Source organism: Bacillus sp. JFL15 (assembly GCF_001184225.1).
GTDB classification, from domain to species: Bacteria; Bacillota; Bacilli; order Bacillales; family Bacillaceae; genus Bacillus; species Bacillus siamensis.
The window spans coordinates 576,783-591,236 of the sequence record NZ_KQ236689.1 but is presented as its reverse complement, the minus strand read 5'-3'; the positions used below and the strand labels follow the sequence as shown (position 1 = coordinate 591,236).

Below are 14,454 nucleotides of genomic sequence, written 5' to 3'. Positions count from 1 at the left end.
CTTTTTAACGGTTAAGTTAGAAAGGGCGCACGGTGGATGCCTTGGCACTAGGAGCCGATGAAGGACGGGACGAACACCGATATGCTTCGGGGAGCTGTAAGCAAGCTTTGATCCGGAGATTTCCGAATGGGGAAACCCACCACTCGTAATGGAGTGGTATCCATATCTGAATACATAGGATATGAGAAGGCAGACCCGGGGAACTGAAACATCTAAGTACCCGGAGGAAGAGAAAGCAAATGCGATTCCCTGAGTAGCGGCGAGCGAAACGGGATCAGCCCAAACCAAGAGGCTTGCCTCTTGGGGTTGTAGGACACTCTGTACGGAGTTACAAAGGAACGAGGTAGATGAAGAGGTCTGGAAAGGCCCGCCATAGGAGGTAACAGCCCTGTAGTCAAAACTTCGTTCTCTCCAGAGTGGATCCTGAGTACGGCGGAACACGTGAAATTCCGTCGGAATCCGGGAGGACCATCTCCCAAGGCTAAATACTCCCTAGTGACCGATAGTGAACCAGTACCGTGAGGGAAAGGTGAAAAGCACCCCGGAAGGGGAGTGAAATAGATCCTGAAACCGTGTGCCTACAAGTAGTCAGAGCCCGTTAACGGGTGATGGCGTGCCTTTTGTAGAATGAACCGGCGAGTTACGATCCCGTGCAAGGTTAAGCAGAAGATGCGGAGCCGCAGCGAAAGCGAGTCTGAATAGGGCGCATGAGTACGTGGTCGTAGACCCGAAACCAGGTGATCTACCCATGTCCAGGGTGAAGTTCAGGTAACACTGAATGGAGGCCCGAACCCACGCACGTTGAAAAGTGCGGGGATGAGGTGTGGGTAGGGGTGAAATGCCAATCGAACCTGGAGATAGCTGGTTCTCTCCGAAATAGCTTTAGGGCTAGCCTCAAGGTAAGAGTCTCGGAGGTAGAGCACTGATTGGACTAGGGGCCCCTACCGGGTTACCGAATTCAGTCAAACTCCGAATGCCGATGACTTATCCTTGGGAGTCAGACTGCGAGTGATAAGATCCGTAGTCGAAAGGGAAACAGCCCAGACCGCCAGCTAAGGTCCCAAAGTATACGTTAAGTGGAAAAGGATGTGGAGTTGCTTAGACAACCAGGATGTTGGCTTAGAAGCAGCCACCATTTAAAGAGTGCGTAATAGCTCACTGGTCGAGTGACTCTGCGCCGAAAATGTACCGGGGCTAAACGTATCACCGAAGCTGCGGACTGTTCTTCGAACAGTGGTAGGAGAGCGTTCTAAGGGCTGTGAAGCAAGACCGGAAGGACTTGTGGAGCGCTTAGAAGTGAGAATGCCGGTATGAGTAGCGAAAGAGGGGTGAGAATCCCCTCCACCGAATGCCTAAGGTTTCCTGAGGAAGGCTCGTCCGCTCAGGGTTAGTCGGGACCTAAGCCGAGGCCGAAAGGCGTAGGCGATGGATAACAGGTTGATATTCCTGTACCACCTCCTCACCATTTGAGCAATGGGGGGACGCAGGAGGATAGGGTAAGCGCGGTATTGGATATCCGCGTCCAAGCAGTTAGGCTGGGAAATAGGCAAATCCGTTTCCCGTGAAGGCTGAGCTGTGATGGCGAGCGAATTATAGTAGCGAAGTTCCTGATTCCACACTGCCAAGAAAAGCCTCTAGCGAGGTGAGAGGTGCCCGTACCGCAAACCGACACAGGTAGGCGAGGAGAGAATCCTAAGGTGATCGAGAGAACTCTCGTTAAGGAACTCGGCAAAATGACCCCGTAACTTCGGGAGAAGGGGTGCTCTGTTAGGGTGCAAGCCCGAGAGAGCCGCAGTGAATAGGCCCAGGCGACTGTTTAGCAAAAACACAGGTCTCTGCGAAGCCGTAAGGCGAAGTATAGGGGCTGACGCCTGCCCGGTGCTGGAAGGTTAAGAGGAGCGCTTAGCGTAAGCGAAGGTGCGAATTGAAGCCCCAGTAAACGGCGGCCGTAACTATAACGGTCCTAAGGTAGCGAAATTCCTTGTCGGGTAAGTTCCGACCCGCACGAAAGGCGCAACGATCTGGGCACTGTCTCAACGAGAGACTCGGTGAAATTATAGTACCTGTGAAGATGCAGGTTACCCGCGACAGGACGGAAAGACCCCGTGGAGCTTTACTGCAGCCTGATATTGAATGTTGGTACAGCTTGTACAGGATAGGTAGGAGCCTTGGAAACCGGAGCGCCAGCTTCGGTGGAGGCATCGGTGGGATACTACCCTGGCTGTATTGACCTTCTAACCCGCCGCCCTTATCGGGCGGGGAGACAGTGTCAGGTGGGCAGTTTGACTGGGGCGGTCGCCTCCTAAAAGGTAACGGAGGCGCCCAAAGGTTCCCTCAGAATGGTTGGAAATCATTCGCAGAGTGTAAAGGCACAAGGGAGCTTGACTGCGAGACCTACAAGTCGAGCAGGGACGAAAGTCGGGCTTAGTGATCCGGTGGTTCCGCATGGAAGGGCCATCGCTCAACGGATAAAAGCTACCCCGGGGATAACAGGCTTATCTCCCCCAAGAGTCCACATCGACGGGGAGGTTTGGCACCTCGATGTCGGCTCATCGCATCCTGGGGCTGTAGTCGGTCCCAAGGGTTGGGCTGTTCGCCCATTAAAGCGGTACGCGAGCTGGGTTCAGAACGTCGTGAGACAGTTCGGTCCCTATCCGTCGCGGGCGCAGGAAATTTGAGAGGAGCTGTCCTTAGTACGAGAGGACCGGGATGGACGCACCGCTGGTGTACCAGTTGTTCTGCCAAGGGCATCGCTGGGTAGCTATGTGCGGACGGGATAAGTGCTGAAAGCATCTAAGCATGAAGCCCCCCTCAAGATGAGATTTCCCATTCCGCAAGGAAGTAAGATCCCTGAAAGATGATCAGGTTGATAGGTCTGAGGTGGAAGTGTGGCGACACATGGAGCTGACAGATACTAATCGATCGAGGACTTAACCATTTTTGAATGTATGCTTACTGTTATCTAGTTTTGAGAGAACACTCTCAATGGTTTGGTGGCGATAGCGAAGAGGTCACACCCGTTCCCATGCCGAACACGGAAGTTAAGCTCTTCAGCGCCGATGGTAGTCGGGGGTTTCCCCCTGTGAGAGTAGGACGCCGCCAAGCCATTACACGTAAGTGTAATATACGGAGGATTAGCTCAGCTGGGAGAGCATCTGCCTTACAAGCAGAGGGTCGGCGGTTCGAGCCCGTCATCCTCCACCATTTCTATCATACATAAGTTGGCGTATTAGGCCGGTGTAGCTCAATTGGTAGAGCAACTGACTTGTAATCAGTAGGTTGGGGGTTCAAGTCCTCTTGCCGGCACCACTTTTATATGTTATACTATATAAGTCTCTTGTAAAAAGAGCCATTAGCTCAGTTGGTAGAGCATCTGACTTTTAATCAGAGGGTCGAAGGTTCGAGTCCTTCATGGCTCACCATGTTTTTTCTTGCGGATGTGGCGGAATTGGCAGACGCGCTAGAATCAGGCTCTAGTGTCTTTACAGACGTGGGGGTTCAAGTCCCTTCATCCGCATTGCCAAACGCGGAAGTAGTTCAGTGGTAGAACATCACCTTGCCAAGGTGGGGGTCGCGGGTTCGAATCCCGTCTTCCGCTCCAACTAAACTATACCATCCATGCCGGGGTGGTGGAATTGGCAGACACACAGGACTTAAAATCCTGCGGTAGGTGACTACCGTGCCGGTTCAAGTCCGGCCCTCGGCACTTATTGTTGCGCCCGTAGCTCAATTGGATAGAGCGTTTGACTACGGATCAAAAGGTTAGGGGTTCGACTCCTCTCGGGCGCGCCATACATACTTTTGAAAAATCGGGAAGTAGCTCAGCTTGGTAGAGCACATGGTTTGGGACCATGGGGTCGCAGGTTCGAATCCTGTCTTCCCGACCACTTTGGGGCCTTAGCTCAGCTGGGAGAGCGCCTGCTTTGCACGCAGGAGGTCAGCGGTTCGATCCCGCTAGGCTCCACTTGATTTTAATTGTTTTTTGGCGGTGTAGCTCAGCTGGCTAGAGCGTACGGTTCATACCCGTGAGGTCGGGGGTTCGATCCCCTCCGCCGCTACCATTGGACCTTTAGCTCAGTTGGTTAGAGCAGACGGCTCATAACCGTCCGGTCGTAGGTTCGAGTCCTACAAGGTCCACCACTTATACGGAGGAATACCCAAGTCTGGCTGAAGGGATCGGTCTTGAAAACCGACAGGGGTGTCAAAGCCCGCGGGGGTTCGAATCCCTCTTCCTCCGCCATATCTAATTTAATCATCATCGCGGGGTGGAGCAGTTCGGTAGCTCGTCGGGCTCATAACCCGAAGGTCGCAGGTTCAAATCCTGCCCCCGCAACCAAAAATGGTCCGGTAGTTCAGTTGGTTAGAATGCCTGCCTGTCACGCAGGAGGTCGCGGGTTCGAGTCCCGTCCGGACCGCCATTTATATAAAAAGGCTCGGTAGCTCAGTTGGTAGAGCAACGGACTGAAAATCCGTGTGTCGGCGGTTCGATTCCGTCCCGAGCCACCATTTTAATTTAATATTGTTTTGGCGGTTGTGGCGAAGTGGTTAACGCACCAGATTGTGGCTCTGGCACTCGTGGGTTCGATTCCCATCAATCGCCCCAAACAAATGCGGGTGTAGTTTAGTGGTAAAACCTCAGCCTTCCAAGCTGATGTCGTGGGTTCGATTCCCATCACCCGCTCCATTTTTATATTGTCGTGGGCCTGTAGCTCAGCTGGTTAGAGCGCACGCCTGATAAGCGTGAGGTCGGTGGTTCGAGTCCACTCAGGCCCACCATGATAATTTTCCACAGTAGCTCAGTGGTAATCGGCTGTTAACCGATCGGTCGCAGGTTCGAATCCTGCCTGTGGAGCCATATGGAGAAGTACTCAAGTGGCTGAAGAGGCGCCCCTGCTAAGGGTGTAGGTCGTGTAAGCGGCGCGAGGGTTCAAATCCCTCCTTCTCCGCCATAAGGCCCGTTGGTCAAGCGGTTAAGACACCGCCCTTTCACGGCGGTAACACGGGTTCGAATCCCGTACGGGTCATTAAAAAAACCTTGCATACTATGCAAGGTTTTTTATTATGAGTTCATATTGTAAATGGTAAAAGACAGGTATGTGGCAAAAGCGCTCCATAATAAATAAGGAACCAAAAGCCAGGCTGAAGCTTTGCTGTATTTACTGGCAATCATCAATAAAATGAGTGTTGTAACGGCTACAAGCAGGCAATCGATAGATGCAGCAAGCAAATTTTTCTGTGTGAATTGAAAAAAGCTGAATCCTTGATTCACGATATAATTGATGAGAAGCATCACCCAGAAAGCTTTGGATTCTTTACATGAAAGCTTTACGTATACCAAGGCTGCTGACAGGGAGATAAGCGCAAACAAAACCGCCCATATGATGCCTATCACTGATCCGCTCGGCGTCCAGTCAGGTTTTTGAAGCGCGTCGTACCATTCCCGATCTACGGGAAAGAGAAACCCCGCTAAGGAAAACAAGGCATATGTAATGATAAATACAATGATCGCACCGATATACTTCTTTTTCATCTCTTCCCTCCATTGTTCAATGTCATTCCCGATTTTGGAAAGGTTAAACCTTTTTGAGAGCCATGCACCATTAAGTGTATGAGTTTCCATTACAAAAATGCAACAAATGTAAAAACCCCGGTAAGCCGGGGTTTTAGTCAGCATGAAGATCGCCGAAAGTCGTCATAATTCCTTCTTCGTCCAGTTCCTGTTCATATTTTTCGTGGTCTCTGCTTGGATACACGGAAATGTTTTTTCCGGTAATATCTGTGGCGATAAAATTTTCATAATCCTCAACATAGCCGATGTTTTCTTCTGAGTTCATTGTCATATCGTTGTAGCTGAGAGGCGGAACCTCTAAATCTTGAGGTGTTTCTGAGTTTCCGTATTCCTCTACATCCTGATATGAGTCTTCACTATCGTAAGGCGGCCGTATTGATTCATCATCATCAAATTCAAACTGTCCGAACGGTGTTTCCTCTTCAATCGGCCTGTCTTTAGAAACGGCATCCTGAGAGGAAAATTCCGCCAAGGTGGTAGCCGTCGGCAGAGCTTCCAGTCTGTCATAAGGGATTTCTTTGCCGCTGACTTCACAAATACCGTATGTGCCGTTTTCAATTTGTTTCAGGGAGTAATCAATGTCGCGAAGGTGCTCCCGTTCATGGTCGAGGAGCGCAAGATCTTTTTCACGCTCGTATAATTCAGTCGCCTGATCGCCGGGATGATTGTCATAGGAAGACAATTCGCCGGATGACTGATACGGGAATTCATCTGTTAATTGAAATTGGTCATTTTCTTTAAAACGGCTTAAGATATCATGTTTGGCTTCTTCGAGTTCTTTTTTCAAGTGTGTGATCTGTTCATTTGTAAGCACATCATTCCCTCGTTTCTATGTGATGCTTATGACTGTTAGTATGAACGTTTTTGTGCAGAAAAATGGTGGATAAAAATGGTCGTTTTCCCACAGTAAAGTAAAGGATACAGTGATTGCCGAGAGTGGGGAAAGAAAATTCAAGTTTGTTTCTTTATTCATTTGCGCAAAAAGGTTTATAATAAGAAATGCAGGCATTTTGTCGTGCGCAAATCTGTGTGTTTGACACAAAGTCATCACAGGTGTATTGTATTAAAAGCATTTAACGGATTATGGAGGAATGTCTCATGGTGACAACGGTGCAGCATACGTTCCGAGAGGAAGCAGATCATGCATTACATAAAGCCAAACAAGTCAACCATGCTGTCTTATTGAGCTATTCAAGACGTATTGCGTCTTTAGACCCTCTATCATTTTTCAAAGACGGAGCAAAAAAATATAAAGGCAAACGATTTTTTTGGTCAGAACCCGGTAGTGAATTAACAATAGTCGGTCTTGGCACAGAAGCGCTGTTCCAATCGAATGAAAAAAACGAAAAACGTTATCAAGACGTTTTTGAACAATGGGAGCGCTTTAAAAAGACGGCTTATCATATTCATGAAGAAGAAGAGGCGGCGCAAACCGCGGTCGGCCCTGTCTTATTCGGCGGTTTTTCATTTAATCCCGCTGAAGAAAGAGGAGACGAATGGGATGGGTTCGAAGAAGGACTGTTCTTTATTCCCTCACTCATGCTGACAAAGACGGCGGATGGTGATTATTTAACCGTCAATCAATGGGCGGCAGACGGCAATCAGGCAGAAGATGTGCTGAAACGTCTGAAATCTTTTTCTGAAGCTTTTACAGTTTCTTCAATGACATATGAGGAATATCCTGATTTAACAAAAGCGGAAGAACTTGATGTAGAAAACTGGCTTGACGCCATTAAAACAGCAACAAATGATATGAAAGCAAATCAATATGATAAAGTCGTGCTGGCAAGGGAAGTCGTTTTGTCATATGACGGGCCGATTCCGGCGGAGAGCGTTGTCCGCAAGCTTTTGACGGATCAAACGACAAGCTATGTTTTTGCGATTGAGCAGGGAAATAAATGCTTTGTCGGCGCTTCACCGGAACGGCTGATCAAAAAATCCGGCAAAGACGTCATGTCCTCTTGTCTGGCAGGTTCAATTAAGCGCGGAGAAAGTCAGGAAGAAGATGACCGTCTCGGCGAAGAATTGCTGCATGACGAAAAAAACCTGGCGGAGCATGATTTTGTGGTTCAGATGATAAACGATGCTTTTTTATCGAGCTGCAGTGGTGTGAAAAAGCCTGCAGGTCCGCAATTATATAAAACAAAAAGTGTGCAGCATCTATATACACCGATCACCGGCCGTCTTAAAACGTCCGCTTCTCTGTTTGATTTAATTGAAAAGCTGCATCCCACACCGGCATTGGGCGGAGCGCCCCAGCAGAAAGCTGTTGATGTTATTGCTGAAATTGAACCGATGACACGCGGGTGGTACGCGGCGCCGATCGGCTGGATGGACGGCAGGGAAAACGGAGAATTTGTCGTGGCCATCCGATCAGGATTGATTGAAGACAAAAGGGCGCGCCTTTTTGCAGGCTGCGGCATTGTTGAAGATTCAGATCCGCAATCAGAATATGAAGAAACACAAATTAAACTAAAGCCGATGATCTCTGCTTTAGGAGGTGAAAGGCTTTGACAAACCCGATTACACATTATATCGGAAGCTTTATTGATGAATTCGCTCTTTCTGGTGTAACCGACGCGGTCGTTTGTCCCGGATCGAGGTCGACTCCGCTGGCGGTTTTGGCAGCGGCCCACCCGGATATTCAAGTCCATATACAAATTGATGAACGATCCGCAGGTTTTTTCGCACTCGGTCTTGCAAAAGCCCGCCAGCGTCCGGTCATGCTGATTTGTACGTCAGGAACGGCAGCGGCTAACTTCTATCCGGCCGTGATTGAAGCTCATTATTCAAGAGTGCCTCTTATTGTCCTGACTGCTGACCGGCCTCATGAATTGAGGGAAGTGGGGGCGCCTCAGGCGATTAACCAGCATTTTCTGTTCGGTAACTTTGTTAAGTTTTTCACAGACTCGGCTCTTCCCGAGGAAAATCCTCAAATGCTGAGTTATATCAGAACTTTGGCCGGCAGAGCCGCAAGTGAAGCGGGGAAGCAGCCAATGGGACCGGTGCATGTCAATGTGCCGCTCAGGGAGCCTTTGATGCCTGATTTGTCAGCCCGGCCTTTTGAAAGAATGAGATCAGATCGGCATGTCTCTGTCACAACAGGGATTCAGTCTGCCGATCCGGCCTCACTGCGTCATATTACAGAGCGTCTTGCGAATACCGAAAAGGGGATGATCGTCTGCGGCGAAATTCACGGTGAAGCAGAAAAACAGCAGATCCTCGCGCTTGCCGAGATACTGCAATTCCCGATTTTGGCTGATCCGCTTTCAAATCTGCGAAACGGAAAGCATGATAAGGCGCTGATCATTGATGCTTATGACTCGTTCTTAAGAGATGAGGAGATAAAAGAAGTGCTGCGTCCGGAAGCTGTGATCCGCTTCGGTCCGATGCCGGTTTCCAAACCGCTCTTTGTATGGCTCAGGGATGATCCTGCCATTGAGCAGTTTATCGTCGATGAAGACGGAGGGTGGAGAGATCCCACTCAGGCCGGCGCGCATATGATTCATTGCCATCCGTCGGTGTTTTTGGAAGCGGTCCGTTCAGTTGAAACGGGAAGACGGCTATCCGAATGGCTGGAGAAATGGCAGTTTGTCAATGAACGGTTCCGCGGCCATTTACAGCATGCGGGCATGGATAACTTGTCATTCGAAGGAAATGTATATCGTCACCTTCAGCACCTTGTTCCTGAAGACAGTTCGATTTTTGTCGGCAACAGCATGCCGATTCGCGATGTGGATACTTTCTTTGAAAAGCAAGATCGTTCCTTCCGCGTCTATGCCAACCGCGGTGCTAACGGAATTGACGGAGTTGTTTCCTCGGCTATGGGCGTATGTGAGGGAACAAAAGCTCCCGTCACGCTTGTGATTGGAGATTTATCGTTTTACCATGATTTAAACGGTCTGTTAGCGGCTAAAAAACTTGGAATTCCGCTTACGGTTATTTTAATAAACAATGATGGCGGCGGGATTTTCTCATTTTTGCCGCAGGCATCTGATAAAACTCATTTTGAAGAACTATTCGGTACGCCGACGGGCCTTGATTTCAAGCATGCCGCAGCACTGTATGGCGGGACGTATACTTGCCCTGAGACATGGGAAGCATTTAAGGATGCGTATCAGCCGCAGGCGGACAAGCCCGGACTTCATATTATCGAGCTGAAAACAGATCGGACCTCAAGAGTTCAATTCCATCGCGATCTGCTGCAGGCTGCAGTGCGGGAAGTGAAAAAAGAATGGAGACTGTAACTGTCAAAATGGATGACGGCGTGTGCTACCGGGTGAATGATACCGGTGACCGCTCGTCTGAAGCAATTGTTTGTCTGCACGGATTTACGGGCAGTAAAGAATCATGGATGTTTCTGCGCGAAATGTTTCCCGGCGAGCGAATGGTGATGATTGACTGCCTGGGTCACGGGGAGACAGACGCGCCTGTGCAAGCGGCAAGGTACAGTACGAGCCGGCAGGTTGCGGACCTTGCCGCCGTTTTTGATCAATTAAAACTTCACAAAGTGAAACTTATTGGTTATTCTATGGGGGGAAGACTTGCGTATTCCTTTGCACAGGCATTTCCGCATCGGGTGTCAGCGCTTGTTTTGGAAAGCTCCACTCCGGGTCTCAGCACGCTTCAGGAACGCAAAAAGCGGATTCAGTCAGACCGGAAGCTTGCGGACTTTATATTGAAGGAAGGCATCACATCGTTTGTCGATTATTGGGAGGGCATTCCGTTGTTTGCCACGCAGCTTTCTCTGCCGGACAGCGTAAAGGCGTCCATCCGTGCCGGCAGGCTGAAAAATAATCCGTCCGGACTTGCAGGCAGTCTGCTCGGAATGGGGACGGGCTCGCAGCCTTCCTGGTGGGATGCTTTAGACCGCATCAAGGCGCCCGTTCTGCTTATATGCGGTGAATGGGACGAAAAGTTTTGCGTGATTAATCAAAAGGTGCATAACCTGCTCCCATCAAGTAAAATAGAGGTTGTCAAACAGGCGGGGCACACGGTACATGTGGAACAGCCGCGAATTTTTGGTAAGATAGTAAGTGAGTTTTTATACGGCTTGTAAAGCATATAGAAAATAGCTTTTGGGCCGGACTCAGGCAAAAATGAAGGAGGTCATATCAATGGCTGCAGAATGGAAAACTGAACGTCAGTACGATGAAATCTTGTACGAGACGTATAACGGTATTGCAAAAATAACAATTAACCGCCCGGAGGTACATAACGCATTTACTCCTAAGACGGTATCAGAAATGATTGACGCATTTGCTTGTGCGCGTGATGACTCTAATATTGGTGTCATCGTTCTTGCGGGAGCGGGAGATAAAGCATTCTGTTCAGGCGGAGACCAAAAAGTCCGCGGTCACGGCGGATATGTCGGAGACGATCAGATCCCGCGTCTGAACGTGCTTGATCTTCAGCGTTTGATCCGCGTGATTCCTAAACCGGTTGTAGCAATGGTTTCAGGTTACGCGATCGGCGGAGGCCATGTGCTTCATATCGTCTGTGATTTAACGATTGCGGCTGATAACGCGATTTTCGGTCAAACCGGACCGAAAGTGGGAAGCTTTGATGCCGGTTACGGCTCAGGCTACCTGGCGCGTATCGTCGGACATAAGAAAGCCCGTGAAATCTGGTATCTGTGCCGTCAATACAATGCGCAGGAAGCGCTCGACATGGGTCTTGTCAATACGGTAGTCCCATTAGAGAAACTTGAAGAGGAAACCATTAAATGGTGTGAGGAAATGCTTGAGAAAAGCCCTACAGCCCTTCGTTTCCTTAAAGCGGCATTTAACGCAGATACAGACGGCCTGGCCGGAATTCAGCAATTTGCGGGAGATGCAACACTTCTTTATTACACGACAGACGAAGCGAAAGAAGGCCGCGATTCCTTTAAAGAAAAACGCAGTCCGGATTTCGGTCAGTTCCCTCGTTTTCCGTGATCAGATGACACTACGAAACAGCTTGAGCCGCTCTGGTCCAAGCTGTTTTCTTTTCAAACACAGTACTTTTACCTCGGAGATGATAACATGCTGACAGAACAGCCAAATTGGCTCATTCAAAGGGCTCAGCTGACACCTGAGAGAATCGCTCTCATATTTGAAAACAAACAGATGACATTCAGAGAATTGTATGATGCTTCTGAACAAATGGCCGCGCGGCTGTCCGAATACTGCAAGCTTAAAAAAGGAGACCGTGTCGCGATTTTGCTTTCTAACCGTCCGGAAATGGTTTATGCCGTTCACGCCTGCTTCTTATTAGGAGCGGAAGCGGTGCTGTTAAATACGAAGCTCTCAAAACAGGAACGGCTGTTTCAGCTCGAAGATTCAGAGGCGAAGCTTTTATTGACGGAAGACGGTTTTTGCCGCGAAGATTATGAATCTGCAGTCGCTGTCGCAGATGTGGACGAGCTGCAGGCTGAAAAGGCGGGTGACATGGAGCCGGAAGCTTATGTAACGCTTGATGATACGGCGACTCTTATGTATACGTCAGGAACAACGGGAAGGCCGAAGGGGGTGCAGCAGACTTTCGGAAACCATTATTCCAGCGCTGTATCGTCTGCGCTGAATCTGGGGGTCACGGAGCGGGACCGCTGGCTTATTGCGCTGCCGCTGTTTCATATCAGCGGCCTGTCTGCACTGTTTAAGTCGGTCATTTACGGTATGCCCGTCGTGCTGCAACGAAAATTTTCAGTTACTGATGTGCTTGCTAGCATCAGCTCACACCGGGTCACGATCATATCAGCGGTGCAGACAATGCTTTCAGGCCTGCTTTCAGAAACCGAACAATGTCCGGAATCATTGCGGTGCATTCTGCTTGGCGGAGGGCCGGCCCCGCTGCCGCTCCTTGAAGAATGCCGAAGAAAGCAATTTCCGGTCTTCCAGTCTTACGGCTTGACCGAAACCTGCTCACAGATTGTCACGCTGTCACCTGAATTCAGCATGGAAAAGCTCGGCTCGGCCGGTAAACCGCTGTTTTCATGCGAGATCAGAATTGAAAAAGAAGGAAATCGCTGTACGCCGTTTGAACACGGTGAAATCACGGTAAAAGGCCCGAATGTAATGAAAGGGTACTATCATCGTGATGAAGCGAATCAGGCCGCTTTTCATAATGGCTGGTTTAAAACGGGCGATCTTGGCTATTTAGATGACGAAGGGTTTTTATATGTGCTGGACAGACGGTCGGATCTCATCATTTCAGGCGGAGAGAACATCTATCCGGCTGAAGTGGAAGCGGCGCTGCTTGCCCATCCGGCTGTAGCGGAAGCAGGTGTTTCAGGAGCCGAAGATCCAAAGTGGGGGAAAGTGCCGCATGCCTTTCTCGTGCTGACTTCTTCTGTCAGTGCAGAAGAGCTGGCCGACTTTTGCCGTGAACGCCTTGCAAAATATAAAGTACCGGCTGCTTTTTTCGCGGTTGACGAGCTCCCGCGGAACGCGTCCAATAAACTGATGAGACATCGGCTGAATGAGCTTCGTAAAGGAGAATTGTCATGATTAAGATTGAAAAAATCACCCTTTATCATGTAAGTATGAGGCTGAAAAAACCGTTTAAAACAAGTATTGAAACGCTGCAGGACCGCAAATTTTTGATCGTGGAGGCGATCGATGAAACCGGCAGAACCGGCTGGGGGGAGGTATCGGCGTTTTCTTCTCCTTGGTATACAGAAGAAACGATTCAGACATGCGCGCATATGCTGAGAGATTTTTTCATCCCAAATATCGTAGGCCGCGAGTTTTTCCATCCGTCAGAGGTGCCTGACAGTCTCGCGCGTTTCAAAGGAAACCGCATGGCAAAAGCGGGGCTCGAATCAGCCGTGTGGGATCTATATGCCAAGAAAAAGGGGATATCTCTCGCAGAAGCCTTAGGGGGCAAAAGAGATAAAGTGCCCGCCGGGGTGGTAGTGGGTCTTGCTTCGGATGATGTGATGCTTCGGGAAATTGAGCAATATTTAAAAGAAGGTTATCAACGTATAAAAATAAAAATTCAGCCCGGCCGTGACGTTGATTTGGTCAGAGCCATCCGCAGCCGTTTCCCGAACTTACCGCTGATGGCGGATGCCAACTCGGCGTATGAACTGAAAGACATCAGCAGGCTGAAAGAATTGGATGAATTCCAATTAATGATGATAGAACAGCCGCTTCAGGCAGATGATATTGTCGATCACCGCCACCTGCAAAAACATTTGAGAACGGCGATATGTCTTGATGAAAGTATATGCTCATTTGATGACGCGAGGCGGGCGATTGAGCTTGGAAGCTGTAAAATCATTAACATAAAACCGGCGCGTGTAGGAGGCCTGACAGAAGCTTTAAAAATACATGATTTATGCAGAGAGCATCACATGCCGGTATGGTGCGGCGGAATGTTCGAGACCGGCATTTCGAGAGCGCAGACAGTCGCGCTTGCTTCGCTGCCGCAATTTACGATACCGGGTGACATTTCCTCATCAGACCGATACTGGGAGGAGGATATCGTCACTCCTGACATCCGTATCGAAGAGGGATTTATTTCTGTTCCGGACGGTCCTGGATTGGGTGTCAGCGTGAATCAGGAAGTAATGAGAAAATACGTCACCCAAATGGACGTATTCACAACAAACAGCTGATAAAACTTTATTTCAGCAAGTTGAGTACACTGTAAGCTGCTGTTATATTAAAACTGTTCAACATCACCCCTTCCCCGTTTGAACCGGCTGAAAAAGCCGGTTTTTTTGGCAGGCGAATGCGATAATTTTTTTCAAACAGTCTCAGCTTAACATCGCTGTCGTTGCTTTCTGGCTGAGACAAACATGTACATCTTGATAAAAAATTCTGTGCATGTCATGAATGCGATACGGATTGTACCGTCTGCCGCCGCCAATTTGCCGTTTCTGCAATGCTTTTCATTGGCGC

General features: G+C 49.3%; 9 protein-coding genes, 21 tRNA genes and 2 rRNA genes. 29 read left to right on the top strand and 3 right to left on the bottom strand.

Annotated features, from left to right (window positions below):
- Positions 1-9: 9 nt before the first annotated feature.
- The 23 genes from AD710_RS02965 (at position 10) to AD710_RS02855 (ending at position 5,024) form a co-directional block, all read left to right on the top strand.
- Positions 10-2,938: ribosomal RNA gene (locus AD710_RS02965) — 23S ribosomal RNA — on the top strand.
- A 51-nt stretch (positions 2,939-2,989) separates the two neighbouring features.
- Positions 2,990-3,105 (top strand): 5S ribosomal RNA (gene rrf / locus AD710_RS02960).
- A gap of 23 nt (positions 3,106-3,128) precedes the next feature.
- Positions 3,129-3,204 (top strand) — tRNA-Val (locus AD710_RS02955).
- A 29-nt stretch (positions 3,205-3,233) separates the two neighbouring features.
- Positions 3,234-3,309: transfer RNA gene (locus AD710_RS02950), tRNA-Thr, on the top strand.
- A 37-nt stretch (positions 3,310-3,346) separates the two neighbouring features.
- Positions 3,347-3,422: transfer RNA gene (locus AD710_RS02945), tRNA-Lys, on the top strand.
- 11 nt (positions 3,423-3,433) lie between these two features.
- Positions 3,434-3,517 (top strand) — tRNA-Leu (locus tag AD710_RS02940).
- Positions 3,518-3,526: 9 nt separating this feature from the next.
- Positions 3,527-3,601: transfer RNA gene (locus AD710_RS02935), tRNA-Gly, on the top strand.
- A 19-nt stretch (positions 3,602-3,620) separates the two neighbouring features.
- Positions 3,621-3,706, top strand: a tRNA-Leu gene (locus AD710_RS02930).
- A gap of 9 nt (positions 3,707-3,715) precedes the next feature.
- A tRNA-Arg gene (locus AD710_RS02925) sits at positions 3,716-3,792 on the top strand.
- 18 nt (positions 3,793-3,810) lie between these two features.
- Positions 3,811-3,887: transfer RNA gene (locus AD710_RS02920), tRNA-Pro, on the top strand.
- 4 nt (positions 3,888-3,891) lie between these two features.
- Positions 3,892-3,964, top strand: a tRNA-Ala gene (locus tag AD710_RS02915).
- Positions 3,965-3,984: 20 nt separating this feature from the next.
- Positions 3,985-4,061 (top strand) — tRNA-Met (locus AD710_RS02910).
- A gap of 2 nt (positions 4,062-4,063) precedes the next feature.
- Positions 4,064-4,140: transfer RNA gene (locus AD710_RS02905), tRNA-Ile, on the top strand.
- A 7-nt stretch (positions 4,141-4,147) separates the two neighbouring features.
- Positions 4,148-4,240, top strand: a tRNA-Ser gene (locus tag AD710_RS02900).
- Between the two features lie 19 nt (positions 4,241-4,259).
- Positions 4,260-4,336: transfer RNA gene (locus AD710_RS02895), tRNA-Met, on the top strand.
- Between the two features lie 5 nt (positions 4,337-4,341).
- Positions 4,342-4,418, top strand: a tRNA-Asp gene (locus AD710_RS02890).
- A gap of 12 nt (positions 4,419-4,430) precedes the next feature.
- Positions 4,431-4,506, top strand: a tRNA-Phe gene (locus tag AD710_RS02885).
- A gap of 21 nt (positions 4,507-4,527) precedes the next feature.
- Positions 4,528-4,603: transfer RNA gene (locus AD710_RS02880), tRNA-His, on the top strand.
- 7 nt (positions 4,604-4,610) lie between these two features.
- Positions 4,611-4,684, top strand: a tRNA-Gly gene (locus AD710_RS02875).
- Between the two features lie 15 nt (positions 4,685-4,699).
- Positions 4,700-4,776 (top strand) — tRNA-Ile (locus AD710_RS02870).
- 9 nt (positions 4,777-4,785) lie between these two features.
- Positions 4,786-4,855 (top strand) — tRNA-Asn (locus AD710_RS02865).
- A 3-nt stretch (positions 4,856-4,858) separates the two neighbouring features.
- Positions 4,859-4,949, top strand: a tRNA-Ser gene (locus AD710_RS02860).
- 3 nt (positions 4,950-4,952) lie between these two features.
- Positions 4,953-5,024 (top strand) — tRNA-Glu (locus tag AD710_RS02855).
- Between the two features lie 35 nt (positions 5,025-5,059).
- Here the strand turns inward: AD710_RS02855 and AD710_RS02850 are convergent.
- Together AD710_RS02850 and AD710_RS02845 are read right to left on the bottom strand one after the other, a co-directional pair.
- Positions 5,060-5,530, bottom strand: coding sequence for a TspO/MBR family protein (locus AD710_RS02850; RefSeq protein WP_016938460.1), 471 nt, complete (start codon positions 5,528-5,530; stop codon positions 5,060-5,062).
- A 133-nt stretch (positions 5,531-5,663) separates the two neighbouring features.
- Positions 5,664-6,383, bottom strand: coding sequence for a TraR/DksA C4-type zinc finger protein (locus AD710_RS02845; RefSeq protein WP_049627229.1), 720 nt, complete (start codon positions 6,381-6,383; stop codon positions 5,664-5,666).
- 284 nt (positions 6,384-6,667) lie between these two features.
- Here AD710_RS02845 and AD710_RS02840 point away from each other — a divergent pair, with 284 nt between their 5' ends.
- From AD710_RS02840 to menC, 6 genes are all read left to right on the top strand, one after another.
- On the top strand, positions 6,668-8,083 hold the full coding sequence (locus tag AD710_RS02840) for an isochorismate synthase (protein WP_049627228.1): 1,416 nt from the start codon (positions 6,668-6,670) through the stop codon (positions 8,081-8,083).
- Positions 8,080-9,816 (top strand): 2-succinyl-5-enolpyruvyl-6-hydroxy-3-cyclohexene-1-carboxylic-acid synthase, encoded by a 1,737-nt coding sequence (gene menD, locus AD710_RS02835; RefSeq protein WP_049627227.1) that lies wholly within the window; start codon positions 8,080-8,082, stop codon positions 9,814-9,816. The genes AD710_RS02840 and menD overlap by 4 nt, the downstream gene beginning before the upstream one ends.
- On the top strand, positions 9,804-10,628 hold the full coding sequence (menH, locus tag AD710_RS02830) for a 2-succinyl-6-hydroxy-2,4-cyclohexadiene-1-carboxylate synthase (RefSeq protein ID WP_049627226.1): 825 nt from the start codon (positions 9,804-9,806) through the stop codon (positions 10,626-10,628). Before menD ends, menH begins: the two co-directional genes overlap by 13 nt.
- Before the next feature lie 58 nt (positions 10,629-10,686).
- Positions 10,687-11,505 (top strand): 1,4-dihydroxy-2-naphthoyl-CoA synthase, encoded by an 819-nt coding sequence (menB, locus tag AD710_RS02825; RefSeq protein WP_016938465.1) that lies wholly within the window; start codon positions 10,687-10,689, stop codon positions 11,503-11,505.
- A gap of 87 nt (positions 11,506-11,592) precedes the next feature.
- Positions 11,593-13,056 carry an o-succinylbenzoate--CoA ligase gene (locus AD710_RS02820; protein WP_049627225.1) on the top strand — a complete coding sequence of 488 codons (1,464 nt, stop codon included), beginning with the start codon at positions 11,593-11,595 and terminating at the stop codon, positions 13,054-13,056.
- On the top strand, positions 13,053-14,168 hold the full coding sequence (gene menC / locus AD710_RS02815; protein ID WP_016938467.1) for an o-succinylbenzoate synthase: 1,116 nt from the start codon (positions 13,053-13,055) through the stop codon (positions 14,166-14,168). Before AD710_RS02820 ends, menC begins: the two co-directional genes overlap by 4 nt.
- 7 nt (positions 14,169-14,175) lie before the next feature.
- On the opposite strand, the gene AD710_RS19470 is transcribed toward menC, so the two are convergent.
- A complete protein-coding gene (locus AD710_RS19470; RefSeq protein WP_156187148.1) occupies positions 14,176-14,349 on the bottom strand; it encodes a hypothetical protein in 174 nt (57 codons plus the stop codon).
- Between the last annotated feature and the right edge of the window lie 105 nt (positions 14,350-14,454).

Excerpts from the sequence above, each read along its gene's own strand:
- AD710_RS02850 (WP_016938460.1), bottom strand. The coding sequence starts at position 5,530 with ATGAAAAAGAAGTATATCGGTGCGATCATTGTATTTATCATTACATAT.
- AD710_RS02840 (WP_049627228.1), top strand. The coding sequence starts at position 6,668 with ATGGTGACAACGGTGCAGCATACGTTCCGAGAGGAAGCAGATCATGCA.
- menH (WP_049627226.1), top strand. The coding sequence starts at position 9,804 with ATGGAGACTGTAACTGTCAAAATGGATGACGGCGTGTGCTACCGGGTG.
- menB (WP_016938465.1), top strand. The coding sequence starts at position 10,687 with ATGGCTGCAGAATGGAAAACTGAACGTCAGTACGATGAAATCTTGTAC.
- AD710_RS02820 (WP_049627225.1), top strand. The coding sequence starts at position 11,593 with ATGCTGACAGAACAGCCAAATTGGCTCATTCAAAGGGCTCAGCTGACA.
- menC (WP_016938467.1), top strand. The coding sequence starts at position 13,053 with ATGATTAAGATTGAAAAAATCACCCTTTATCATGTAAGTATGAGGCTG.